We start from the raw sequence: 24,110 nt of genomic DNA, 5'->3' as shown, positions 1-24,110 counted from the left end.
CGGGTGTGCGTGGTACGGGGGCTACGCGGTGTGCGGCGGGCGGCGCACAGGGTGGAGCAGGCTGGCGACGATCGAGCCGGTCTCCGGGAACGTGGCGGGGTCCTTGACACCGACGGTCGCCGGGCGGCGGTCCGGTCGCCAGGTGAAACTGCCGAAGAGGCGGTCCCAGACCGAGAGGTCCACGCCGAAGTGGCCGGCCTCGGCCAGGTCGGCGCTGTGGTGCAGCCGGTGTTGCTCGGGGCTGGCCAGGACGTGGTGGAGCGGACCGAGTCGGACGTCCACGTTCGCGTGCACGAAATAGCCTTGGACAAGGGTGAAGAGCGCCACCGCGAAAAGGCAGTCGGCGGAGAATCCGAGAAATCCCAGTGTCAATTGGACCGCGCCCTGTTTGAAGGCGACATCCAGTAGGTGGTTGACGCCGTTATTGGCGACGTTCACTTTTCCCGGGACGTGATGAATTCCGTGTACCTTCCACAGCCACCGATTGGAATGCGCCCAGCGGTGGGCGAGGTAGCCGGCCAGTGAGGAGGCCAGCAGCGCGAGGGGCACCTCGGCCCCGAGCGCGAGCCCGGGTCCCGTGACGGGGGTCGCGGCCAGAACGGCCGCGACGACCGACTTGCCGAGCACGGCGCCGACCATGGTGAACCCGAAATAGGCTGCGTACCAGCACAGTTCCCGGCCGCTCGGGTGCCAGTCGGTCCGGTGCGGGATCAGCCGCTCCAGCGCCGCGAGATAGATGATGGTGCCGATCAGGAAGAGCTGGATGGCCTGGCCCCGGTCCCAGCCGAAGCGCAGAACCGAGGTGAAGAGCCAGACTGCGGACAGGAGCAGAATCGGGTACGCGGCATAGCGGAGACACTCGCGGGCGGACGCGCCGGTGGTCCACGCATTCGCCGGCAGCGACCCCGTATCGGGTCGATCTTCCATGCGGAGAATCTCCATCACATCCGAATAGGGGGTTCGCAGAGTAGCAGCGGACGTGAGGGGCCGTGAATGAGTGAACGGCGTTTTTTGGCCAGCGCGGAAAGGGGGGCGCGCGAGGGTAATTTATAAGAAGAAGTTCTTTTCATTGTTCGGTGCCCGTGGGGCGGGGCGGAGGGCACGGGGTGCCGGTGACCGGAAGGAACGATTCCGCACTCGCGTGGGCGGCGCCGGCCATGCGGTCGCCACCCGCGTGGAGAGCGGTTACCGCGGGGTCCCGGGCCCGGCGGATATGCCCGAAACCATCACCTTGCGGGAGCGCGTGTGGGGCCACGGGCGGAACGCGACATCAGCCGGTGCAACGCGATCACCGGTCGCTCTCCTCGACGAAGAAGTCCGTCGCTCCTTTCAGGATCTCGATCGTCTGCTGCTGCTCGCGGTTCTCCTTGCGCAGCCGGCGCAGTTCGTCGCGCTCGGCGCCGGTCAGCTCGCCCGGGGTGCCTTCCCCCGGTCGGCCTTGGCCCGGCGGTACCAGCCACGCAAGGACTCGGAGCCGATGCCCGACTCCCGGGCGACCGCAGTGACCGTCTACCCCGAGGAGTCGACGAGCGCGATCGTGTCCCGCTTGAACTCCTCGGTGTCCCGCTTCGTGTACTTGTTTCCCACTTGGTGCTACTTCCTCTTCCTCTGGAACCTCAGGTCCCGGTCTCCAGGTGTCCAGGATCAAGGGGAGGCTTGAGGGGGCAAGGCCCGGCTCTCGTCCTTCGGCCATCTCGGACCGTGACCAGTCGTGGAGGGCGGCAGCGCCACCCGCCTTCGGCGCGAGGCTCGTATCACCGACCGACCGGCGCCACGACCGAGGCCGGGGGCCGCGCTGACGCCGGCGGCCCACGCTCAGGACGAGGTTGCGTACGTGGTCAGTCCTGGCGGGCATGTCGGCGGGCATTCGGCCTCAAGTTCGAGGCGGACCTGACGGGACGGCCGGGGCGGCGCTACCCTGCGCGGACGATCTGTCACCGGAGGTGCGCATGCGACGTTCCGTCAGGCGGAATGTGTCGTTGTCGGCGATTCTCGCCGCCGTTGTGTCGGTCGGGGCCGCTGCCCCGTCCTCGTCCGCCCATCCGGCCGCACCACCGCCCAAGTCGCCCGTGGCGGCGGGATACGGGGGCGCGGTCTCCAGCGTCGACGCGGACGCCACGGCCGCCGGGATCGAGGTGCTGCGCAAGGGCGGCAACGCGGTGGACGCCGCCGTGGCGACCGCCGCCGCGCTCGGGGTGACCGAGCCGTATTCGGCGGGACTCGGCGGTGGCGGGTACTTCGTCTACTACGACGCCCGCACCCGTACCGTCCAGACCATCGACGGCCGCGAGACCGCCCCGCGCAGCGCGGACTCCTCCCTCTTCCTGGAGAACGGCGAACCCCTCGCCTTCGAGGACGCGGTGACCAGTGGGCTCGGGGTCGGCACCCCAGGCACGCCCGCCACCTGGGACGCGGCGCTGGACGCCTGGGGGAGCACCTCGCTGCGCCAGGTCCTCAAGCCCGCAGAACGGCTGGCCCGCAACGGGTTCGTCGTGGATGAAACGTTCCGCTCGCAGACCGCGGACAACGAGGCCAGGTTCCGTGACTTCCCGGCCACCCGGAAGCTGTTCCTGCCCGGCGGGAAGCCGCCCGCGGTCGGCTCGGTGTTCAAGAACCCGGACCTCGCCCGCACCTACGAGGAGGTCGGCCGCAACGGGGTCGACGAGCTCTACCGGGGCAAGCTGGCCGACGACGTCGTGCGGACCGTGCGCAACCCGCCCGTCGACCCCGCGTCCGGCCGGGTCGTGCGGCCGGGCGACCTGACCGCGAAGGACCTGCGCTCCTACCGCGCGCTGCGCCGGGCGCCCACGAAGGTGAACTACCGGGGGCTCGACGTGTACGGCATGGCGCCGTCCTCCTCCGGTGGCACGACGGTGGGCGAGGCCCTCAACATCCTGGAGTCCACGGACCTTTCGCGGGTGAGCGAGGAGAAGTACCTGCACCGCTACATCGAGGCGAGCCGCGTCGCGTTCGCCGACCGGGGGCGGTGGGTCGGTGACCCGGCCTTCGAGGACGTACCGACCAAGGGCCTGCTCAGCCAGCGGTTCGCGGACGCCCGGGAGTGCCTGATCAAGGACGACTCGGTGCTGGCGAGCCCGCTCGCCCCGGGCGACCCGCGCCACCCGGGCGACTGCCGGTCCACCGGCAAGGCCGCGCCGACCACGTACGAGGGGGAGAACACCACCCACCTGACGACCGCCGACAAGTGGGGCAACGTCGTCGCGTACACCCTGACCATCGAGCAGACCGGCGGCAGCGGCATCACGGTGCCGGGGCGGGGCTACCTGCTCAACAACGAGCTGACCGACTTCTCCTTCGCACCGGCCGACCCGGCCGTCCACGACCCGAACCTGCCGGGACCGGGCAAGCGCCCGCGCTCGTCCATCTCGCCGACCATCGTGCTCCGGCACGGGCAGCCCGTGCTCGCCCTCGGCTCACCCGGCGGGGCCACCATCATCACCACCGTGCTCCAGTCGCTGATCGGCACGGTCGACCGGGGGCTCCCGCTGGTCGACGCCATCGCCGCGCCCCGCGCCAGCCAGCGCAACGCGGCGGCCACCGAGCTCGAACCGGCGCTGTGGAACAGCCCGTTGAGGGCCCGGCTGGAATCCCTGGGCCATGTCTTCAAGCTCAACCCGGAGATCGGGGCGGCGACCGGTGTGCAGCGGCTGCCCGACGGACGGTGGCTCGCGGCCGCCGAGAAGGAGCGGCGCGGCGGCGGCTCGGCGATGGTGGTGAGGCCGAGCGGGCGGCCCTGACCGCCCGGAGCCGACAGGGGGGGCGCACGGCGGCTCACGCCGCAAGGACCATCTCCTCGCCAGAAGGGCGCCCCCCAGTGCGTATGCGAACGCTTGCCCTCGTCACGGCCTCCGGTGCCGCGCTCCTCACGGCCGGCACGCCCGCCCCCGCCACCCTCGTGGTGGCGGCGGCGGGCCCGGACGCCGCACTCGCCGCCCCCGCGCCGGCGCCCCGTCCCGCCCTGTCGGCGCCGCGCCTCGCACCGGTCGCACGGGTCCACCGGGCGCCCGTCCGGGCGCACCGCTCCGCACCCTCCCCGTCCCGTGACCGAAGAGGGCCGGTCGGCGCGGCCGAACTGCTGGCCAAGGTGTCGGCCTGTACGCAGGTTTCGCACGGCGAGTACCGCACGGATGAGGGGACTTCGGCGACGGTCCCGGTCTGCGGCATGCCCGGTGCGGTGTTCTGGAAGGCGGACATGGACATCGACTGCGACGGGCAGGTGACGGCCGCCTGCAACACGGGCACCGATCCGTCCTTCCACGGCGACACCGCGTTCCACACCTCGGACGGCAAACCGCTGAACGCCGAGCGGCTGCCGTACGTCGTCGTGCCGGGCCGCAGCGGCGTCTGGGACTACGCGGCGGCCGGGATCAGGGGCGGCGGGGTCGTCGCCGTCGTGCACGGCGACAGGGTGGAGTACGCCGTCGTCGGTGACGTCGGCCCGGAGCGGATCGTCGGGGAGGCCTCGTACGCCACGGCGAAGTCCCTCGGCATCGATCCGGACCCGAGGAGCGGCGGCGCCGGCTCCGGGGTCACGTACATCCTGTTCCCCGGCTCCGAGGTGTCACCGATCGAGGACCACGGCGCCGCCGTGGCGGCGGGACGGGCGCTCGCCGAGCAGTTCGTGCGCGAGTAGCGCGCTCAGAGGGCGGTCAGGATACGGGGGCCGTCGTCCGTGATCGCCACGGTGTGCTCGGCGTGCGCGGCCCGGCTGCCGTCGGTCGACCGCAGCGTCCAGCCGTCCCGGTCCGCCCGGTAGGTGTCCACCCCGCCGGCGATCAGCATCGGCTCGATGGCCAGCACCATCCCGTGCCGCAGCGGCATGCCGCGCCCCGGCCGGCCCTCGTTGGGCACGCCCGGGTCCTCGTGCATCTCGCGGCCCACGCCGTGCCCGCCGAACCCCTCGGGGATGCCGTAGCCGGCGGTGCGGCAGACCGTGCCGATGGCGTGCGCGATGTCACCGATCCGGTTGCCGACGGTGGCCGCGGCGATACCCGCGTCCAGGGCCGCGTACGCGGTGTCGATGAGCCGGGTGTCGGCCGGGCGGGCCCTGCCCACGGTGAAGCTGATCGCCGAGTCGCCGGCCCAGCCGTCCAGGGTCGCGCCCGCGTCGATGCTCACCAGGTCGCCGTCGCGCAGCCGGTAGTCGGTCGGGATGCCGTGCACGATCGCGTCGTTGACCGACGCGCAGATGACCGCGGGGAAGGGGACCGGGGCGAAGTGCGGCCGGTATCCGAGGAACGGCGAGCCGGCGCCCGCCTCGCGCAGCACCCCGCGCGCCACCTCGTCGAGTTCGCGCAGGGTCACGCCGATGGCGGCCGCTTCCCGGGCTGCTGTCAGCATCTGTGCCACGACCCGGCCGGTCGCGCGCATGGCTTCGATGGATGTGTCTGTCTTGAGTTGCACCATGCCAATTACTATACCGGTCCGGGCGGTATTAGAATGACGGCATGGTACGAACCCCCCTGACCCCCGAAGAGCGCCTGCGCGGCGAACGGCTCGGCCTGCTGCTGCGGGAAGCGCGCGCCGGCCGCAGCATGACCGAGATCGCCGCCCGCGCCGGAATCTCGGCCGAGACCCTGCGGAAGATCGAGACCGGCCGCGCCCCCACCCCCGCGTTCTTCACCGTCGCCGCCGTGGCCGGCGCGCTCGGCCTCTCCATGGACGAGCTGCTGGTGAGCTGCGCCGCGGTGCCGGAGGTCGTGCCTCTGGCCGGATAGCGCGGGGAGCACGGCCTACGCTGGGCCCATGAGCCTCCAGGACTTCGCCCGCAGCGAGTACGTCAGCCTCACCACGTACCGCAAGGACGGCACGCCGGTCGCCACCCCGGTCTGGGCGGCGGCCGACGGCGACGAGCTGGTCGTCTGGACCAGGACCGACTCCTGGAAGGTCAAGCGACTGCGCAACGACAGCCGGGTCAGGGTCACCGTCTGCGATGTGCGCGGCCGGACCGAGGAGGGCGCCGTGAGCGCCGAGGGGACCGGCAGGCTGCTCGACGAGCGCGGGACGGCCGCCGTGCGCCGCGCCATCGGCCGCAAGTACACCTGGAAGTACTGGCTGCTCGACTACCCGGCGATGATCGTCCGGCTCGGCAAGCGCCCGCACACCGGGATCGCCATCACCTTCTGACCGCCTGCCCGCGCGCCCCGCCCGCGTACCGGCCGCCTCCGGCCCGCAAACTGCGCGTAGCCGTCCCGAAACACGGCTGCGGTCGAATGCCGTCCACTGGAACGTTCCAGTCCACGGCGGCCGAGGGCGACGATGACGGTGCATCAGCAAGCGGTGTCCATAGGGGAGTTCGCACGCAGCCTGCGAGAGCTGGCGGCGCTGCTCGATCCCGGACGGGGGTGGTACGGCGTCTTCTGCCGGCGCGACCCCGAGGGGATGCGGGCCTGCCTGGAGGGAGCGGAACTGCCCCCCTGGGACGTGGTGGACTCACTCTTCGCGGACCTCGCGGCCGTACGCGGCGCCGCGTACGCGGAACAGGCGTCCGTACGGGCGGCCGCCCTCTACGCGGACTGCGCCGTCGCCCACGACCGCCGCCCCGGCGGGCGCGAGCAGCTGGCGGAGCGGCTCCAGCTGATGCTGCGCGAACAGGCGCACGCGGCGTACCGGTTGCGGACGGCCCGGTCGGGCGGCGGGGCGGGGGCGGACGCGGAGGCCGCCGCCTGGGCCCGCGACGACCACGAACGCGCCACGGCCCGCTGCGCCGAGCTGCGCGGACGGCTGGAGGCGGTGCGGGAGGCGGCGGCTGAGCACCCGGAGCCGCCGGGGGGTGCGGCGGAGACCGCCGACACGGAGGCGGTGGTCCCGGCACGGCGCCGCCCGCCCGGCCCCACCCCGGCCGCCACGCCTCCCGCACCTCCGGCCCGCGTTCGCGGGAAGCCCCGAGGCGCCCGGTACGCCGGGCTGGAGGCCGACGACGAGGGGTTCGTGGAGGCCGTGCCCGTACTGCCCGCCCCGCCCGCCGCCTCACCGCGCGGTGCGCGCTTCGGCGGTGCCCCTGCCGGGGAGAGTGCCGCGCCGCGCGGCACCCCTCCCGACCCCGCCGCCCTCCGGTCCGCCCGGACGACCGTCGGCGCCCTGCTCCGGCTGCGCGCCGAGGGCCGCAGCGGTGAGGCGCACGCCGTGCTCTGCGAGGCGGCCGCGCTGCCCGCGGAGCGGCTGCCGCTCCTCGCCGTCGAACTCCACCGCGCGGGGCTCGGCGCGGACTGGGCGACCCTGCTGTGGGAGGTGGCCTCGCTGCCGCCGACCGCGCTGGCGGCCGCCGCGGACGCCCTCGCGGCCGCGGGACGCCCGGACGACTGCGGGCAGCTGCTGCGCCAGGGCGTGGCCCGGCCGGCCGCCGAGATCGCCGACGCCGTGGCCGCCCTCGGCCGGGCCGGCCGGTCCGCCCAGGCGCAGGCGCTGCTCGGCGCCTTCGTCCGGGTGCGTTCACCGCAGGACGCGGCCAGGGTCGCGGAGAGCGATCCGCGTCAGCTCGTACCGCAACTGCTGGCGGCGGCCCGTGCGGTGTCCGTCGCGCGGGAGCGGGACGTGGAGCACGCCCTGCGGGTGGCGGGCATCGGCTGAGCGGCGCGTGGCGCGCCGCCGCCCGCACTGGCCCGCACGGGTGTGAAACATGATCGACTCAGCCGGTTCACTGCGATGGTCTTGCCCCGCCGTGTGACGGGGCTTACGTTCTCCCCTACGCACGTGTCTACGGGCGTAGAAGCACCAAGAGGCTCTCTGACGCCGCGTCGAAGGAGCAGCTCATGTCCCACGTCGTACGCGCCGCCCTCGTCCAGGCGACCTGGACCGGCGACACCGAATCCATGATCGCGAAGCACGAGGAGCACGCCCGCGAGGCCGCCCGGCAAGGGGCGCAGATCATCGGCTTCCAGGAGGTGTTCAACGCCCCCTACTTCTGCCAGGTGCAGGAGCCGGAGCACTACCGCTGGGCCGAGCCGGTACCGGACGGCCCGACCGTCAGCCGGATGCGGGAACTGGCCCGCGAGACCGGCATGGTGATCGTCGTCCCGGTCTTCGAGCTGGAGCAGTCCGGCTTCTACTACAACACCGCCGCCGTGATCGACGCGGACGGCTCGTACCTCGGCAAGTACCGCAAGCACCACATCCCGCAGGTCAAGGGGTTCTGGGAGAAGTACTACTTCAAACCCGGCAATGTCGGCTGGCCCGTCTTCGACACCGCGGTGGGCAAGGTCGGCGTCTACATCTGCTACGACCGCCACTTCCCCGAGGGCTGGCGACAACTGGGCCTGAACGGAGCCCAGTTGGTGTACAACCCGTCGGCCACCTCGCGCGGTCTCTCCGGCTACCTCTGGCAGCTGGAACAGCCCGCGTCCGCCGTCGCCAACGAGTACTTCATCGCCGCGATCAACCGCGTCGGCCAGGAGGAGTACGGCGACAACGACTTCTACGGCACCAGCTACTTCGTGGACCCGCGCGGCCAGTTCGTCGGCGACGTCGCCAGCGACAAGGAGGAGGAACTCCTCGTTCGCGACCTGGACTTCGGGCTCATCGAAGAGGTACGGCAGCAGTGGGCGTTCTACCGGGACCGCCGCCCCGACGCGTACGAGGGGCTGGTCGAGCCGTGAGCAGCCTCCACCACCGCCACCTCGCCGTCAGCCCCGACTGGCTGGCGCTCTACTACCGCCACCCGCTGGAGATCACCCACGGCGAGGGCCGTTACGTCTGGGACGCCGACGGCAACCGCTACCTCGACTTCTTCGGCGGCATCCTCACCACCATGACCGCCCACGCCCTGCCCGAGGTCACCAAGGCGGTCAGCGAGCAGGCCGGGCGGATCATCCACTCCTCCACGCTCTACCTGAACCGCCCGATGATCGAACTGGCCGAGCGCATCGCCTCGCTCTCCGGCATCCCCGACGCCCGGGTCTTCTTCACCACGTCCGGCACCGAGGCCAACGACACGGCCCTGCTCCTGGCCACCACGTACCGCAGGTCGAACCAGATCCTCGCGATGCGCAACAGCTACCACGGCCGGTCCTTCTCCGCGGTCTCCATCACCGGCAACAACGCCTGGTCGCCCACCAGCCTCTCGCCCCTCCAGACGCTCTACGTGCACGGCGGCGTCCGCACCCGCGGCCCCTACGCGCACCTGAGCGACGCGGAGTTCACCGCCGCCTGCGTCGCGGACCTGGAGGACCTCCTCGGCCACACCCGGACCCCGGCCGCGCTGATCGCCGAACCCATCCAGGGCGTCGGCGGCTTCACCTCGCCGCCCGACGGCCTGTACGGAGCGTTCCGCGAAGTCCTGGACCGCCACGGCATCCTGTGGATCTCCGACGAGGTGCAGACCGGCTGGGGGCGCTCCGGCGAACACTTCTGGGGCTGGCAGGCCCACGCGCAGAACGGGCCGCCCGACATCCTCACCTTCGCCAAGGGCATCGGCAACGGCATGTCCATCGGCGGGGTCGTCGCCCGTGCCGAGGTCATGAACTGCCTGGACGCCAACTCCATCTCGACGTTCGGCGGGTCCCCGGTCACCATGGCGGCCGGCCTCGCCAACCTCTCGTACCTCCTCGAACACGACCTCCAGGGCAACGCCCGCCGGGTCGGCGGCCTGCTCATCGAGCGGCTGCGCGCGGTCGGCGCGGCCTCGGAGCGGGTACGGGAGGTGCGCGGCCGGGGCCTCATGATCGGGGTCGAACTGGTGAAGCCCGGCACCGACGAGGCCGACCCCGAGGCGGCCGCCGCCGTCCTGGAGGCGGCCCGCGAAGGCGGCCTGCTCATCGGCAAGGGAGGCGGCCACAACACCAGCGTGCTGCGCATCGCACCGCCCCTCTCGCTCGCGATCCCGGAGGCCGAGGAGGGCGCGGAGATCCTCGCCGACGCGCTGCGCGCGGCGGGCTGAGAGCTGACAACGGCGTGGGTGCGGCGGCCGGCCAGGCCCCGCACCCCGCTCCACCTTCAGCACAACCAGGAGGGGAATCCATGAGCCGTACCGTCATCCGCGGTGGCCTGGTCGTCACCGCGTCGGACGAGATGCACGCGGACGTACTCGTCGACGGCGGCCGCGTCGCCGCGCTCGCCGCCCACGGCACCGACGAGGCGGCCGGCTGGAGCGCCGAGCGGACCATCGACGCCACCGGCAAGTACGTCATCCCGGGCGGCGTCGACGCGCACACCCACATGGAGATGCCGTTCGGCGGCACCTACGCCGCCGACACCTTCGAGACCGGCACCCGCGCCGCGGCCTGGGGCGGCACCACCACCATCGTGGACTTCGCCATCCAGTCGGTCGGCCGCTCACTGCGCGAGGGCCTCGACGCCTGGTACGCCAAGGCGGACGGCAACTGCGCCATCGACTACGCGTTCCACATGATCCTCGCCGACGTGAACGAGTCCTCGCTCAAGGAGATGGACCTCCTGGTGGCGGAGGGCATCACGTCCTTCAAGCTGTTCATGGCCTACCCGGGCGTCTTCTACAGCGACGACGGACAGATCCTGCGCGCCATGCAGCGGGCCGAGTCCAACGGCGGCCTGATCATGATGCACGCGGAGAACGGCATCGCCATCGACGTCCTGGTCGAGCAGGCGCTCGCCGCGGGCCGCACCGACCCCCGCCACCACGGGGACGTACGGAAGGTGGCGCTGGAGGCCGAGGCCACGCACCGGGCGATCCAGCTCGCCCGCGTCGCCGGATCGCCCCTGTACGTCGTGCACGTCTCCGCGGACGAGGCCGTCGCCGAGATCGCCGCCGCCCGCCACAAGGGGCTGCCCGTCTTCGGCGAGACCTGCCCGCAGTACCTCTTCCTGTCCACCGACAACCTCGCCGAGCCGGACTTCGAGGGCGCCAAATACGTCTGCTCCACCCCGCTGCGGCCCAGGGAACACCAGGAAACCCTCTGGCGCGGGCTGCGCAACAACGAACTCCAGGTCGTCTCCACCGACCACTGCCCCTTCTGCTTCTCCGGCCAGAAGGAGATGGGCCGCGGCGACTTCTCGAAGATCCCCAACGGCATGCCGGGCGTCGAGAACCGCATGGACCTCCTGCACCAGGCCGTCGTCGACGGCCACATCTCGCGCCGCCGCTGGATCGAGATCGCCTGCGCGTCCCCGGCCCGGATGTTCGGCCTCTACCCGAAGAAGGGCACCATCGCGCCCGGCGCGGACGCCGACATCGTCGTCTACGACCCGGTGGCCGAACAGACCGTGTCGGCCACCACCCACCACATGAACGTCGACTACTCGGCGTACGAGGGCAAGCGGCTCACCGGCCGGGTGGAGACCGTCCTCTCGCGCGGTGAGGTCGTCATCGACCGCCGCACCTACACCGGCCGTGCCGGTCACGGCATCTACACGCCCCGCGCCACCTGTCAGTACCTGGACTAGGAGTTGACGGCATGGACTTCGGACTCGTCCTCCAGACGGACCCGCCCGCATCGGCCGTCGTCGGCCTGATGCGCCGCGCCGAACGCAACGGGTTCCGCTACGGCTGGACCTTCGACTCGGCGGTGCTCTGGCAGGAGCCCTTCGTCATCTACAGCAGCATCCTCGAACACACCGACCACCTCGTCGTCGGCCCCATGGTCACCAACCCCGGCACCCGCACCTGGGAGGTCACCGCCTCCACCTTCGCCACGCTCAACGACATGTACGGCAACCGGACCGTGTGCGGGATCGGCCGGGGCGACTCGGCGATGCGCGTCGCCGGGCGCCGCCCCAACACCCTGGCCAGGCTCGGCGAGGCCATCGACGTCATCCGCGACCTCGCCGAGGGCCGCGAGGCGGCCGTCGACGGGCAGCCGGTCCGGCTCCCCTGGGTCAAGGACGGCCGGCTCCCGGTCTGGATGGCCGCGTACGGTCCCAAGGCGCTCGCGCTCGCCGGGCAGAAGGCCGACGGCTTCATCCTCCAGCTCGCCGACCCGTACCTCACCGAGTGGATGATCAAGGCGGTACGGGACGCGGCGGCCGGGGCCGGACGCGATCCGGACGCCGTGACGATCTGCGTCGCCGCCCCCGCCTACGTCACCGCCGACGACTCGCCGGACGCCCTCGCCCACGCCCGCGACCAGTGCCGCTGGTTCGGCGGGATGGTCGGCAACCACGTCGCCGACCTCGTCTCCCGGTACGGCGAGCACTCCGGCCTCGTCCCCGACGAGCTGACCGCGTACATCAAAGGCCGGCAGGGCTACGACTACAGCCACCACGGCCGCGCCGGGAACCCGTCCACCGACTTCGTCCCCGACGCGATCGTGGACCGCTTCTGCCTGCTCGGCCCGGCCGAGGCCCAGATCGAGAAGCTGAAGCACCTCAAGGGGCTGGGCGTCGACCAGTTCGCCGTCTACAACATGCACGACGCCCGCGAGGCGACCATCGACGCCTACGGCTCCACCGTCATCCCCGCCCTCACCGACTGACGGCCGCCCCCCGGCCGTCCCCACACCCCCCGCGCCCGCTCCCCGCACGGCACCGCCCCGAGCGAAGGGTTCAGCCGCCATGACATCGACCGCCCCGCCACCCCCGTCCCAGGACCCGATACCCGCCGCCCCGCCCGACCGCGTCGAACTCGGCCCCGGCGCCGCCCCGGACGACAACCGCTTCGTCAACCAGGACCTGCTGCCCGTCCCCCTGGAACGGCGCGACTGGACCACGTACAACTTCGCCGCCCTCTGGGTCGGCATGGCCCACAACATTCCCTCCTGGCTGCTCGCCTCCGGTCTCGTCGCCCTCGGCATGGACTGGAAGCAGGCCGTCTTCACCATCGCGCTCGCCAACCTGATCGTGCTCGGGCCGATGCTGCTCACCGGGCACGCCGGGCCCAAGTACGGCATCCCCTTCCCGGTGCTGGCACGGGCGTCGTTCGGGCTGCGCGGCGCCAACCTGCCCGCCCTGATCCGGGCAGCGGTGGCGTGTGCCTGGTTCGGCATCCAGACCTGGATCGGCGGGGTCGGCATCTTCACCCTGCTGGGCAAGGTGTTCGGCGGCTGGGCCGAGGCGGCCGAGGTCGGCGGGCAGCCCTGGACGCTGTGGCTGTGCTTCGTCCTGTTCTGGGCACTCGAACTCGCCATCATCTACCGGGGGATGAACGCCCTGCGGCGGTTCGAGAACTGGGCGGCGCCCTTCGTCATCGTCGGCGCCCTGGTGCTGCTGATCTGGGTCGCCGTCAAGGCCGGCGGGTTCGGGCCGCTGCTCGACCAGCCCTCCAGGCTCGGCTGGGGCAAGGACTTCTGGCCGGTCTTCTTCCCCTCCCTGATGGGGATGATCGCCTTCTGGGCGACGCTCTCCCTGAACATCCCCGACTTCACCCGCTTCGGCGCGGGCCAACGGGCCCAGATCCGCGGCCAGTCGCTCGGCCTGCCCACCACCATGACCCTCTTCGCGCTGCTCTCGGTGCTCGTCACCTCGGGCTCGCAGGCCGTCTACGGCGAGGCGATCTGGGACCCGGTCGAGCTGGTCGCCCACACCGACAACGTCTTCGGGCTCCTCTACGCCCTGGTGACGGTGCTCGTCGCGACCATCTCCGTGAACATCGCGGCGAACGTGGTCTCACCCGCGTACGACCTGGCGAACCTCGCGCCGAAGTTCGTCAACTTCCGTACGGGGGCGCTGGTCACCGGGGTCGTCGGCGTCGTGATCATGCCGTGGAAGCTGACCGAGACACCCGAGCTGTACATCTTCACCTGGCTCGGCCTGGTCGGCGGACTGCTCGGTACGGTCGCGGGCATCCTGATCGCCGACTACTGGATCGTGCGGCGCACCGTGCTCGACCTCGCCGACCTGTACCGGCCGGGCGGCCGTTACTGGTACGCGGGCGGCTGGAACTGGCGGGCCGTCACCGCCTTCGCCGTCGGCGGGGTACTGGCGATCGGCGGTTCGCACTCGGAGCCCGGGAAGGGGCCCTTCCCCGCGGACGGCCTGATCCCGTTCCTGAAGCCCCTCGCCGACTACGGCTGGGCGGTCGGGCTCGTCTCCTCGCTGGTGCTGTACGTGCTCCTCATGGGGCGCCGAGACGTCACACCGGGGAGGATGAGCGGCTCAGCAGGGCGCTGACGTCGAACGACTCGTCCCGCGCGGGCGTGGTCCTGGGCACCGGCTCGTCGAAGTCCGAGAGGTTCACGACCGCGTCCGCGCCGTTGTCGCCGCGCAGGGTGAGCCGCAGCGGATAGGGCTTGCCGGTCGCCGCCACGTCCACCGTCAGCGTCGTGTTGCCGCGGATCCTGGTCAGCGGCACCACCGACTGCTTGCCGAGTGTCGTCTTCCGGCCCTTGTTGAGGGTGCCCGTGTCGTCGTTCGCGTTGTCGCTGACGAGCTTCTGGAAGGTGTTGAGGTCACACGTCTTGGTCAGCGTGCGCAGCCGGGGGTTGTCGGCCGGCGCCTTGAGATAGCGGTCGCCCAGGATCGCGGCGAAGGCCGAACCGCCGTTGGGCACCTGGTTCTTCCAGAAGTCGGCGTCCGGCTTCAGCCACACGTCGTCGCCGCGCTTGACGATCAGCACCGATCCCTGGCTCCGGCCCAGGTCCACCGAACCGTTGCAGTTGCCGTGCCGGTCCAGGGTGAGGTCCAGGGACATGGGTCTGCCGCCCTTGCCGAGGTCGCCGCGCGAGGTCACATGCAGTGAGTCCGCGCCGAGCAGCGCGTCGCGGGAGCGGTCGGCGATCTGTTGGGCGGTGAGGTGGTCGATGTCCTCCGCGTGGGCGACACCGCCGAGCGCGCCCGTGCCGGTGACGCCGATCAGGATCGCCGCAGCCCATGCGGCCGGGCGTGTGCCGAGGTGGGAGCCGGTCACGTCGCCTCCTCGAAGGGTCGTGGCGGGACTGTTCGGGTGACTGGGTCCGAACACATCGAGCGTACGCCGGGGGCGGGGAGGCCGCCCTTCGGACCGATCGGCGTCCGTCCCCGGGGCGCCGCCGCACGGTTGAGGGGATCGCCCCCACTCGTTACCCTCCAGTAAGTCCGTTCGCGCGGACAGGTGGCGGACAGGTGTACGCACCTGACGGTACGAGGGAGGCGAACGGCCCATGTCCTCAGCGGAGACCACCCGAATGGACGACCCGGCACCGGACGGAGCGGGACGGGCGGTCCCGGGTCCGAACGGCCCGGGACCGACCAGGACAGGACCGGACGTCGCGCGGCCGCGGACCGGGGCCCCGCCCGGTCTCGCCGACTCCGCTCGGGCCCTCGCGGACGGACGGGCCACCTCCGCCGAGATGGTCTCCGCCGCGCTGGCGCGGATCGAGGCGAGCCAGGGCACCCTCAACGCCTTCCGCCACCTGCGCGCCGAAGCCGCGCTCGCCGAGGCGGCCGACGCGGACCGCCGGCTCGCGGCGGGGGAGCGGTTGCCGCTGCTCGGGGTGCCGGTCGCGGTCAAGGACGACACCGACGTCGCAGGGATGCCCACCCACTTCGGCTGCGCCGGGCACCGGCCCGCCGCGACCGCCGACAGCGAGGCCGTACGCAGGCTGCGCGCGGCCGGAGCCGTGATCGTCGGCAAGACCAACTCCTGCGAACTGGGCCAGTGGCCGTTCACCGAGGGAGCCGCGTTCGGCGCCACCCGCAACCCGTGGCACACCGGCCACACCCCGGGCGGCTCCTCCGGCGGTTCGGCGGCCGCCGTCGCCGCCGGCCTGGTGCCCGCCGCCCTCGGCTCGGACGGGGCGGGCTCCGTCCGCATCCCCGCCGCCTGGACCCACCTCGTCGGCATCAAGCCGCAGCGCGGCCGGATCTCCGTGCACCCGCACAGCGACGCCTTCCAGGGCCTCACCGTCAACGGCCCGCTGGCCAGGACCGTCGCGGACGCCGCCCTGCTGCTGGACGCGGTCGCGGGCCCGCACCCCGACGACCCGTACCGCCCGCCGCCGATCGACGCCTCGGCCGCCGCCCGCCGCGACCCGGGCCGGCTGCGCATCGCCCTGGCCTGGCGCCCGCCGCTCACCCTCACCGGCACGGCGCCCCATCCGGACGTGCTCCGCGCGGTCGCCGAACTCGCGCAGGCGCTGGCCCGGCTCGGCCACCACGTCGAGGAGGCCCGGCCGCGCTACGGGCTGATCGGCCTCGGCTTCGTACCCCGCGCCACCGCCGGCATCGCCGAACTCGCGGCCCTGCACCCCGAGCCGGCGCTCCTGGACGCGCGCACCCGCAGCGCGCTGCGCACCGGCACCCGGCTCGGCGGCCGGGTGGTGCGCGCGGCCAGGGCCCGGGAGGTGCATCAGCACCGGCGGATCGGCGCGCTGTTCCACCGGGGGCGCTCCGGGGCCGGGTTCGACGTGCTGCTCACCCCGACGACGGCGCTGCCGCCGCCCCGGATCGGCAGGTTCGACGGGCTGAGCGCCTGGCGCACCGATGTCGCGATGACCGAGGCATGCCCGTACGCGTGGCCGTGGAACGTGCTGGGCTGGCCCGGCATCAGCCTCCCGGCCGGCTTCACCCCGGACGGCCTGCCGGTCGGCGCCCAGCTCCTCGGCCCTTCCCGCAGCGAGGAACGCCTCATCTCGCTGGCCGCCCAGCTGGAGAGCGACCGACGCTGGCACGAGCACCGGCCGCCGGGCTTCGGCTAGAGCCCGGAAGGCCCGGGTCTCCCTACGGCACCCGGGCCGTCCAGGCATCCGTGGCGAACTTGGTGCGGACGAGTTCCTCGGCCGCTGCCAGCTCCTCGGGGGTCACCTGGCCCCGGGTCAGGCCGTGGCGGTTGCGGAAGGAGTCGATCATCCGCTCGATGACGGCCTGGCGGGGCAGACCGGTCTGCCGGCGCAACGGGTCGACGCGCTTCTTGGCGCTCTTCGTGCCCTTGTCGGACATCTTCTCCTTGCCGATGCGCAGCACGTCGAGCATCTTGTCGGCGTCGATGTCGTACGACATGGTCACGTGGTGCAGCACCGCGCCGGGGCCTCCGTCCGGGCCCACCACGCGCTTCTGGGCGGCCCCGGCGATCTTCCCGACCTCGGTCGCGATGTCGTTGAGCGGCTGGTACCAGGCCTTGATGCCCATGTCGCCGAGGGCCTCAAGGACCCAGTCGTCCAGGTAGGCGTAGCTGTCGGCGAAGGACAGCCCGGAGACCAGGGACTGGGGGACCGCGAGGGAGTAGGTGATGGTGCTGCTCGGCTCCGCGAACATCGCGCCGCCCCCGGAGACACGCCGGACGACCGTGACGCCGTGGCGTTCGACGCCCTCGGGGTCGACCTCGTTGCGCAGGGACTGGAAGCTGCCGATGATCACCGCGGGGGAGTCCCACTCCCACACGCGCAGCGTCGGCGGGCGCCGGCCCGCCGCGACCTCCGCCGTGATGACCTCGTCCAGCGCCATGTGCAGCTCGGGGGACTGCGGAGCGTCGTGGATGAGCTGCCAGTCGTAGTCGCTCCACTCCGTGGCGTGCGCCAGCGCCCGGCGTACGGCGACGGCGACGCCCTCCGACGTGAGGCCGAGCATCACCGTCGACTCCGGGAGCGCCGCGTCGATCCTGGCCGCCAGGGCCACCGTGTCCGTGGTCGCCGGGGCGCCCTCCAGCGCCGCGTCGATCGCGAGGATCGCCTCGTCCGGCTCCAGGAAGAAGTCACCCGCCACCCGGACGCCGCGCAGCGCGCCGCCCTCGACCTCCAGGTCCACCACGACCAGCTTGCCGCCGGGGATCTTGTACTCACCGTGCACAGCCATGCCTCCACTTCCGCCCGGTCCGCTTGCCCGCGCAAGGGCTCCGACCAGGCACAACGCCATCGAGGCGCGGTTTAGTCCGCCCGCCGCACCGAGGCCCCGCCGGGAACCCGGCGCAAGGCGGTTCCGTACAAATCATGATCTGTACGGACCGTTTGCTACAGCGGTATTGCGAGGTCGTGGCGGGACCCGCCCGGAGCTGGTGCGGGCGCCGGAGCGCGGTCAAGACTGGCAATCGCACGTCTGTGCACGTTCTTCCCCCCCCCAGAAAGCACCACCGCGCATGCATACGCCCCTCAGATCCGGCGCCTCCACGGCGCACCTCCCGTGCGCGGTGAGGAGGTGCCGCCCGTGCTGCGCTATGTGACGCGCAAGGCGACGGGCTGGCTCCTGATGATCGTGGTGGCGACCAACGCCACCTACTTCCTGGCCAGTTGGTTCCTGGACCCCCGGTCGAACTTCAAGGAACTGCGGCCCGTACGCACCGAGGAACAGATCGGCCGGGCCCTCGCGGCCTACAACCTCGACCCGCAGGTGCCGATCGTGCAGCGCTGGTGGGACTGGCTCACCTCCGTCGTCGTCCACTTCGACTGGGGCAGGTCGCCCACCGGTGTCTCTGTCAACGGCGAGATCGGCTACCGCTCGCTCGTCAGCGCCGAACTGGTCGTCATGGCCACGATCCTGTCCGTCGTCATCGGGGTCACGCTGGGCGTGTACACGGCGTCCCGGCAGTACGGCTGGGCCGACCGGATCTCGCAGGCCGTGTCCATCGCGGTCTTCAACGTCCCCACCTCCGTCGCCGCGCTCGCCGTCGTCTTCGTCGCGATCTGGCTCAACCAGCACGCCGGGCTGCACTTCCTCTACGTCGCGGGCGAGAACTCCCCGAACGTCGAGGGGCTGCTGCCCACCATCGGAGACCGCCTGCTGCACCTGATCCTGCCGACGCTGACCCTGACCCTGATGGGCTACGTCGGCTACCACCTGACCCAGCGCTCGCTCCTGCTCGACACGATCAACGCCGACTACGTGCGCACCGCGCGGGCCACCGGTCTCACCCGTACCAAGGCGATCCGCCGGCACGCCCTGCGCACCGCGCTCATCCCGACGGCGACCTCCGTGGCGTTCAGCATCCCCGCCATCTTCACCGGAGCCATCATCACCGAGACGATCTTCGGCTGGAACGGCATGGGCCGCTACTTCATCCAGACCATCAGCAAGAACGACATCCACGGCACGGTCGCCACGGCCGCCTTCGCCGCCGCCCTGACCGCGATCGGCGCGATCCTCGCGGACATCGCCACCGTCTTCCTCGATCCGCGCGTGAGGGTGAGCTGACATGGCCGTGGACCTCACGGAACTGATGAAACCCGCCCGTCCGACGGAGCCGGCGCCCGCGCGGCGCGGGTCCGGCCTGGCCCGGCTCCATGGGCGTCGCTTCCTGCGCAACCGGCTCGCCGTCGCCGGGGTGGCGATCTTCGCGCTGCTGGTGCTGTTCAGCCTGTTCGGCGGCCTCTTCACCCCGTACGCGTACTCCGACGCCGACTTCGCCGCACTCACCCAGGCACCGAGCGCCACCCACTGGTTCGGCACCAACCAGGGCGGCAACGACATCTACGCGTCGGCCGTGCACGGGCTCCGGCGCTCGCTGGCCATCGCCGTGAGCGTGTCCGTCCTGACGATCGTCGTCGCCGCGGTGGTCGGCTCCAGCGCCGCGTACTTCGGCGGCCGGGTGGAGAAGACGACGCTCGCCGCCATCCACTTCCTGCTCGTCGTCCCCTCCTTCCTCATCCTCGCCCTGGTCTCCCACCGCCTCGCGGGCGACTGGCGCGTCCTCATCGTCGTGCTGACGGTGTTCGGCTGGATGTCCACCGCGCGCGTGATCTGGTCCGTCTCGACCTCGCTGCGCGAACGGGACTACGTGACGGTGGCCGAATTCATGGGGGTGAGCCCGTCGCGCATCATCCTGCGCCACATCATCCCCAACCTCGGCTCGCTGCTGATCGTCAACCTCACCCTCGGGGTCGTGGCGACCGTGCTCAGCGAAACCGCCCTGTCGTTCCTCGGGTTCGGCGTCCAGACCCCGGACGTCTCGCTCGGAACGATGCTCGCGGACGGAGCGAGCACCGTCACCAGCGCGCCCTGGCTGTTCGCCTTCCCCGCGGGCCTGGTCGTCCTGCTCACCGTGTCGATGACCTTCGTCGGCGACGGACTGCGCGACGCCCTGGACCCCACATCCGTGACCGGTGCGGCAGGAGGCCGACGATGACCCTCGCGACGACCCTCTCCACCTTCCCGCCGCCCGGCGACGCGGGCACCCCGGTGCTCTCGGTGCGGGACCTGCGCATCACCTTCCCCTCCGAGGCCGGCCCCGTGGCGGCGGTGCGCGGCATCGGCTTCGACCTGTTGCCGGGCCGCACCCTCGGCATCGTCGGCGAATCCGGCTCCGGCAAGTCGGCCACCGCCATGGGCATCATGGGCCTGCTCCCGCCCTCCGCCGACCTGAGCGGGCAGGTGCTGCTCGGCGGCCAGGACCTGGTGGGCCTCGACGACAAGGCGCTCTCCGCGATACGCGGCAACACCATCGGGATGGTGTTCCAGGACCCGCTCTCCGCCCTCACGCCGATCTTCACCGTGGGCCGGCTGCTCTCCGACGCCCTGCGCGTCCACCAGAGCCTCACGAAGCGCGCCGCCTGGGAACAGGCCGTCGAATTGCTCGACCTCGTCGGAATCCCCGACCCCCGCGAACGGGCCGCCTCCTTCCCGCACGAGTTCTCCGGCGGCATGCGCCAGCGCGTCGTCATCGCCATGGCCATCGCCAACAAGCCGTCCGTCCTCGTCGCGGACGAGCCCACCACCGCGCTCGACGTCACCGTGCAGGCCCAGATCCTCGACGTGCTGCGGCTCGCGCAGAAGGAGACCGGCGCCGGACTCGTCCTCATCACCCACGACCTCGGGGTCGTCGCGGGACACGCGGACGACATCGCCGTCATGTACGCGGGCCGGTTCGTGGAGCGGGCGGGCGTCGACGAACTCTTCGCGCGGCCCGTCATGCCGTACACCGCCCGCCTGCTCGCCGCCGTGCCCACCGTGGACAGCGGGGTGCGCCGGCCCCTGGTCCCGATCGGCGGCGAACCGCCCGCCCTCGTGAACCTCCCGGCCGGCTGCCCCTTCGCGAGCCGCTGCGCCGTCGCCCTCGACGCGTGCCGCACGGACGAGCCCGCCCTGCGCGGGATCACCGGGCACGGGGACGTGGCCTGCCTGCGCGCCGAGGAGATCGCCGCGGGGACGCTCGGCCCGGCGGGGCCCGGTGAGGCCGCTGTGCCCGCCGGGCAGACCGGGCAGACCGGGCAGGCTGAGCCCGTCGAGCCCGTCGAGCCCGTCGAGCCCGTCGAGCCCGTCGAGCCCGTCGAGCCCGTCGAGCCCGTCGAGCCCGCCGACGGAGCCCGGCCCGTCGGGGAGGTGGTGCTCCGGGTCGAGGACCTCGTGAAGACCTTCCCGGTCACCAAGGGGGCCGTCCTCAAGCGCCGGGTCGGGACGCTGCGGGCCGTCAACGGGGTCGGCTTCGAACTGCGGACCGGGGAAACCCTGGGCCTGGTGGGGGAGTCGGGCAGCGGCAAGACCACCACCCTGCTGGAGATCCTGCGGCTGAAGCGGCCCGAGGGCGGGCGGATCGAGATCGCCGGGACCGAGGTCGGCACGGCGGAATCCAGCGCCCGGCTGCGGGAGTTGCGGCGCGACGTACAGATCGTGATGCAGGACCCGATGGGGGCCCTGGACCCACGGCTGCCCGTCTTCGAACTGCTCGCCGAGCCGCTGAGGGCCATCGGCCGGGACCGCGCGTCGATCCATGCCCGTGTCCGTGAACTCCTCGCGCTGGTCGGCCTGGACGACACGGTGAGCGACCGTTTCCCGGCCGCGCTCTCCGGCGGCCAGCGCCAGCGGATCGGCATCGCCCGCGCGCTCGCGACCGAACCGAAACTGGTCGTCCTGGACGAGCCGCTGTCCGCCCTGGACGTGTCGGTGCAGGCGGGGGTGATCAACCTGCTGTCCCGGCTCAAGCGCGAACTCGGCCTGGCCTACCTGGTGGTGGCCCACGACCTGGCCGTCGTCCGGTACGTCTCCGACCGCATCGCCGTGATGTACCTGGGCCACATCGTGGAGACCGGGGACACCGAGACGCTGTTCTCCGACCCCCGGCACCCGTACACCCGGGCGCTGTTGTCCGCGATCCCGGTCCCCGACCCGCGGCGCGAACGCACCCGCGAACGCGTCGTGCTGGAGGGCGAGCAGCCGAGCGCCGCCCGGCTGCCGGCCGGCTGTGTGTTCGTCGACCGCTGCCCCCTCTACCGGCTCGCCGGCGAGGAGGTGCGGCTGCGCTGTCGTACGGAACGCCCCGCGCCCACCGAGGCGGCCGGCCGGCCCGGTCACACGTACGCCTGTCACGCCGCCTGAGGCCGTCCCGCCCCCCCATGGGCACTCTGTCCCGCCCACCCGAACCAGAAGGAACCCTTCCGCCATGCGCGCAAGACTGGCCCTGCCCGTCGCCCTCATCGCCGCCGTCTCCGTCGCCGCCACCGCGTGCTCGTCCTCCTCCGGGAGCGACGGCGCCGACGGGGCGAAGAAGGACGCCCCCAGGGCCGCCTCGGCCGCGGTCGACTACAACCCCCAGCCGTACGAGAACATCAAGGACGGCGGCACGTACACCACTGCCGGGACCTTCGACGACCAGGGCAACCCCTTCAACGTCAACGCGACACTGACCGCGGCGCGGGTCTGGGGCTGGTACAACGCCGACGCGATCACGTACTCGCCGGCCGGTGAGGTGCAGTACAACCCGGACTACTACAGCGATGTGAAGGTCGATGTCGAGGGCGGCAACCAGAAGGTCACCCTGACGATCAATCCGAAGGCCGCCTTCAATGACGGCACCCCGATCGACTGGAGGGCGATCGAGGCCACCTGGAAGGCCAACAACGGCTCCGACAAGGAATTCGCCGCCTCGTCCACCGACGGCTACGACAAGATCACCTCGGTGGCGAAGGGCGAGAACGCCAAGCAGGCCGTCATCACCTTCAAGGGCGTCAACGCCTCCTGGTCCACCCTCTTCACCACCTTCCTGCACCCCGAGGCCGCCACCGTCGCCAACTTCAACAAGGCGTACGTGAAGAAGGCGCACCCGGAGTGGGGCGCGGGCCCGTACACGGTCGGCAAGTGGGACACGCACTCGGGCAACATCACCTTCGTCCGCAACCCGAAGTGGTGGGGGAAGAAGGGCAAGCTCGACAAGCGCGTCTACGTCAACCTCGAGTCGACCGCCGCCGTCAACGCCTTCAAGAACGGCCAGCTCGACTACACCTCCGCCGTCGACGCGGAGAGCCTCAAGCAGGTCAAGGGGCTCAAGGGCACGGAGATCCGCAGCGGCGGCAGCCCGTTCGAGTACTCGCTCTACTTCAACACCAAGTCCGCCTCCCTCTCGGACAAGGCCGTCCGCAAGGCCGTCCAGCAGAGCGTCGACCGGGCCCAGATCGCGAAGATCCAGTTCCAGGGGCTCGACTACGAGGAGCCGCTGCCCGGCTCGGCGGTGCTCTACAGCTTCCAGAAGGGTTACGAGGACAACCTCTCGTCCGTACTGAAGTACGCGCCGGACGAGGCGAGGAAGACACTCGACGCGGCGGGCTGGAAGCCCGGGAGCGACGGCGTCCGGGCCAAGGACGGCAAGAAGCTGGAGATCGGCTACACCCTCCTGGGCGACGACCCGCTGGACAAGGCCATCGCGGGCGCCTTCGTCGCGATGCTGAAGCCCGTGGGCGTCAAGCTGGTGATCAAGAAGGCGGACGAGGCGGACTTCTCCAAGATCCTCAGCGACCGCAGGTTCGACATCTTCCTGGCCGGCAACCGTTCCATGGACCCGTTCGGCGCCCGCTACCTGTGCGACTTCTTCTGCTCCGACCGTGACTCCAACCTGACCGGTGCCGGCTCCCCGGCCCTGGACAAGGAGATCCGCGCCACCACCGAGATCGCCGATCTCGACGAGCAGGTCGCCGCGGTCAACAAGGTCGAGAAGAAGGCGCTCCAGGACTACGCCTTCCTTCCGCTGTTCAGCGGCCCGTCGACCTACAGCGTGAAGAAGGGCCTCGCCAACGTCGGCGCGACGATCTTCTTCTCCCCGCTCCCGGAGACGATCGGCTGGCAGAAGTGACGGCCGTCGCCGCACAGCGCTGAATCCACCGGTCCGCAGGCCTGACGTCAACGCCTGCGGACCGGTGCCGTTCACCGGCCCGTGGTCGCTTCGACTCCTGTCCGGTACGTGCGGTGGTGTACGCGGATGTTTGCGCACCCCGCGGGGCAGCCCGGGGCCGTGGGGCCAGTGGTCCGGACCAAAGCCTTGACACCGACTTCGTTCACTTCTTAAATCACGTAGCGAACCAAGTGCTTTGCGTCTGTTGCGTCTGTTGTACCTGTCATGCACATGCTCATCG

General features: G+C 71.7%; 20 protein-coding genes. 16 read left to right on the top strand and 4 right to left on the bottom strand.

What is annotated here, in order from left to right; all coding sequences use genetic code 11:
* Positions 1-21 precede the first annotated feature (21 nt).
* Positions 22-927, bottom strand: a complete 906-nt coding sequence (locus B082_RS0115310; protein ID WP_018552687.1) for a sterol desaturase family protein — start codon at positions 925-927, stop codon at positions 22-24.
* A 286-nt stretch (positions 928-1,213) separates the two neighbouring features.
* Between B082_RS0115310 and B082_RS0115305 the strand changes: the two genes are divergently transcribed.
* The 3 genes from B082_RS0115305 (at position 1,214) to B082_RS0115295 (ending at position 4,654) form a co-directional block, all read left to right on the top strand.
* Positions 1,214-1,660 (top strand): hypothetical protein, encoded by a 447-nt coding sequence (locus B082_RS0115305; protein ID WP_158688874.1) that lies wholly within the window; start codon positions 1,214-1,216, stop codon positions 1,658-1,660.
* A gap of 289 nt (positions 1,661-1,949) precedes the next feature.
* The gene (gene ggt / locus B082_RS0115300; protein ID WP_026249815.1) at positions 1,950-3,758 is read left to right on the top strand and encodes a gamma-glutamyltransferase; all 1,809 of its coding nucleotides are present in this window, start codon (positions 1,950-1,952) and stop codon (positions 3,756-3,758) included.
* 83 nt (positions 3,759-3,841) lie between these two features.
* Positions 3,842-4,654 (top strand): glycoside hydrolase family 75 protein, encoded by an 813-nt coding sequence (locus B082_RS0115295; RefSeq protein ID WP_018552684.1) that lies wholly within the window; start codon positions 3,842-3,844, stop codon positions 4,652-4,654.
* Positions 4,655-4,659: 5 nt separating this feature from the next.
* On the opposite strand, the gene map is transcribed toward B082_RS0115295, so the two are convergent.
* Positions 4,660-5,427: a type I methionyl aminopeptidase gene (gene map / locus B082_RS0115290; protein WP_018552683.1), complete on the bottom strand. Its 768-nt coding sequence runs from the start codon at positions 5,425-5,427 to the stop codon at positions 4,660-4,662.
* Positions 5,428-5,468: 41 nt separating this feature from the next.
* Here map and B082_RS0115285 point away from each other — a divergent pair, with 41 nt between their 5' ends.
* From B082_RS0115285 to B082_RS0115250, 8 genes are all read left to right on the top strand, one after another.
* Positions 5,469-5,738 (top strand): helix-turn-helix domain-containing protein, encoded by a 270-nt coding sequence (locus tag B082_RS0115285; RefSeq protein ID WP_018552682.1) that lies wholly within the window; start codon positions 5,469-5,471, stop codon positions 5,736-5,738.
* 28 nt (positions 5,739-5,766) lie between these two features.
* On the top strand, positions 5,767-6,147 hold the full coding sequence (locus B082_RS0115280; protein ID WP_018552681.1) for a PPOX class F420-dependent oxidoreductase: 381 nt from the start codon (positions 5,767-5,769) through the stop codon (positions 6,145-6,147).
* 132 nt (positions 6,148-6,279) lie between these two features.
* On the top strand, positions 6,280-7,590 hold the full coding sequence (locus B082_RS0115275) for a hypothetical protein (protein ID WP_018552680.1): 1,311 nt from the start codon (positions 6,280-6,282) through the stop codon (positions 7,588-7,590).
* A gap of 182 nt (positions 7,591-7,772) precedes the next feature.
* Positions 7,773-8,615 (top strand): nitrilase-related carbon-nitrogen hydrolase, encoded by an 843-nt coding sequence (locus B082_RS0115270; RefSeq protein ID WP_018552679.1) that lies wholly within the window; start codon positions 7,773-7,775, stop codon positions 8,613-8,615.
* Positions 8,612-9,895, top strand: a complete 1,284-nt coding sequence (locus tag B082_RS0115265; protein WP_018552678.1) for an aspartate aminotransferase family protein — start codon at positions 8,612-8,614, stop codon at positions 9,893-9,895. Before B082_RS0115270 ends, B082_RS0115265 begins: the two co-directional genes overlap by 4 nt.
* Before the next feature lie 80 nt (positions 9,896-9,975).
* A complete protein-coding gene (gene hydA / locus B082_RS0115260; protein WP_018552677.1) occupies positions 9,976-11,376 on the top strand; it encodes a dihydropyrimidinase in 1,401 nt (466 codons plus the stop codon).
* A gap of 11 nt (positions 11,377-11,387) precedes the next feature.
* Positions 11,388-12,404 carry a TIGR03842 family LLM class F420-dependent oxidoreductase gene (locus B082_RS0115255; protein ID WP_018552676.1) on the top strand — a complete coding sequence of 339 codons (1,017 nt, stop codon included), beginning with the start codon at positions 11,388-11,390 and terminating at the stop codon, positions 12,402-12,404.
* Positions 12,405-12,483: 79 nt separating this feature from the next.
* On the top strand, positions 12,484-14,037 hold the full coding sequence (locus tag B082_RS0115250) for an NCS1 family nucleobase:cation symporter-1 (RefSeq protein ID WP_018552675.1): 1,554 nt from the start codon (positions 12,484-12,486) through the stop codon (positions 14,035-14,037).
* On the opposite strand, the gene B082_RS0115245 is transcribed toward B082_RS0115250, so the two are convergent.
* Positions 14,000-14,773, bottom strand: coding sequence for a hypothetical protein (locus B082_RS0115245; protein ID WP_018552674.1), 774 nt, complete (start codon positions 14,771-14,773; stop codon positions 14,000-14,002). The two genes, B082_RS0115250 and B082_RS0115245, sit on opposite strands and share 38 nt — an antisense overlap.
* Positions 14,774-15,005: 232 nt before the next feature.
* On the opposite strand from B082_RS0115245, the gene B082_RS0115240 reads away from it, so the two are divergent.
* The gene (locus B082_RS0115240; protein WP_026249814.1) at positions 15,006-16,541 is read left to right on the top strand and encodes an amidase; all 1,536 of its coding nucleotides are present in this window, start codon (positions 15,006-15,008) and stop codon (positions 16,539-16,541) included.
* Positions 16,542-16,563: 22 nt separating this feature from the next.
* Here the strand turns inward: B082_RS0115240 and B082_RS0115235 are convergent, their stop codons facing one another.
* Positions 16,564-17,628 carry a lipoate--protein ligase family protein gene (locus B082_RS0115235; protein ID WP_026249813.1) on the bottom strand — a complete coding sequence of 355 codons (1,065 nt, stop codon included), beginning with the start codon at positions 17,626-17,628 and terminating at the stop codon, positions 16,564-16,566.
* A 354-nt stretch (positions 17,629-17,982) separates the two neighbouring features.
* Between B082_RS0115235 and B082_RS0115230 the strand changes: the two genes are divergently transcribed.
* The 4 genes from B082_RS0115230 (at position 17,983) to B082_RS0115215 (ending at position 23,830) form a co-directional block, all read left to right on the top strand.
* A complete protein-coding gene (locus B082_RS0115230; RefSeq protein ID WP_018552671.1) occupies positions 17,983-18,966 on the top strand; it encodes an ABC transporter permease subunit in 984 nt (327 codons plus the stop codon).
* 1 nt (position 18,967) lies between these two features.
* Entirely contained in the window at positions 18,968-19,897 is a 930-nt protein-coding gene (locus B082_RS0115225; RefSeq protein WP_018552670.1) for an ABC transporter permease subunit, read from the top strand.
* Positions 19,894-22,083: an ABC transporter ATP-binding protein gene (locus B082_RS0115220; RefSeq protein WP_018552669.1), complete on the top strand. Its 2,190-nt coding sequence runs from the start codon at positions 19,894-19,896 to the stop codon at positions 22,081-22,083. Before B082_RS0115225 ends, B082_RS0115220 begins: the two co-directional genes overlap by 4 nt.
* A gap of 64 nt (positions 22,084-22,147) precedes the next feature.
* Complete coding sequence (locus tag B082_RS0115215; protein WP_018552668.1) at positions 22,148-23,830, top strand: ABC transporter family substrate-binding protein; 1,683 nt, start codon at positions 22,148-22,150, stop codon at positions 23,828-23,830.
* Positions 23,831-24,110: the final 280 nt, after the last annotated feature.

It is taken from the genome of Streptomyces sp. ATexAB-D23, assembly GCF_000373645.1.
GTDB lineage: Bacteria > Actinomycetota > Actinomycetes > Streptomycetales > Streptomycetaceae > Streptomyces > Streptomyces castrisilvae.
Note: the sequence above shows the minus strand (reverse complement) of the source record. Positions and strands in the feature narration are given on the sequence as shown.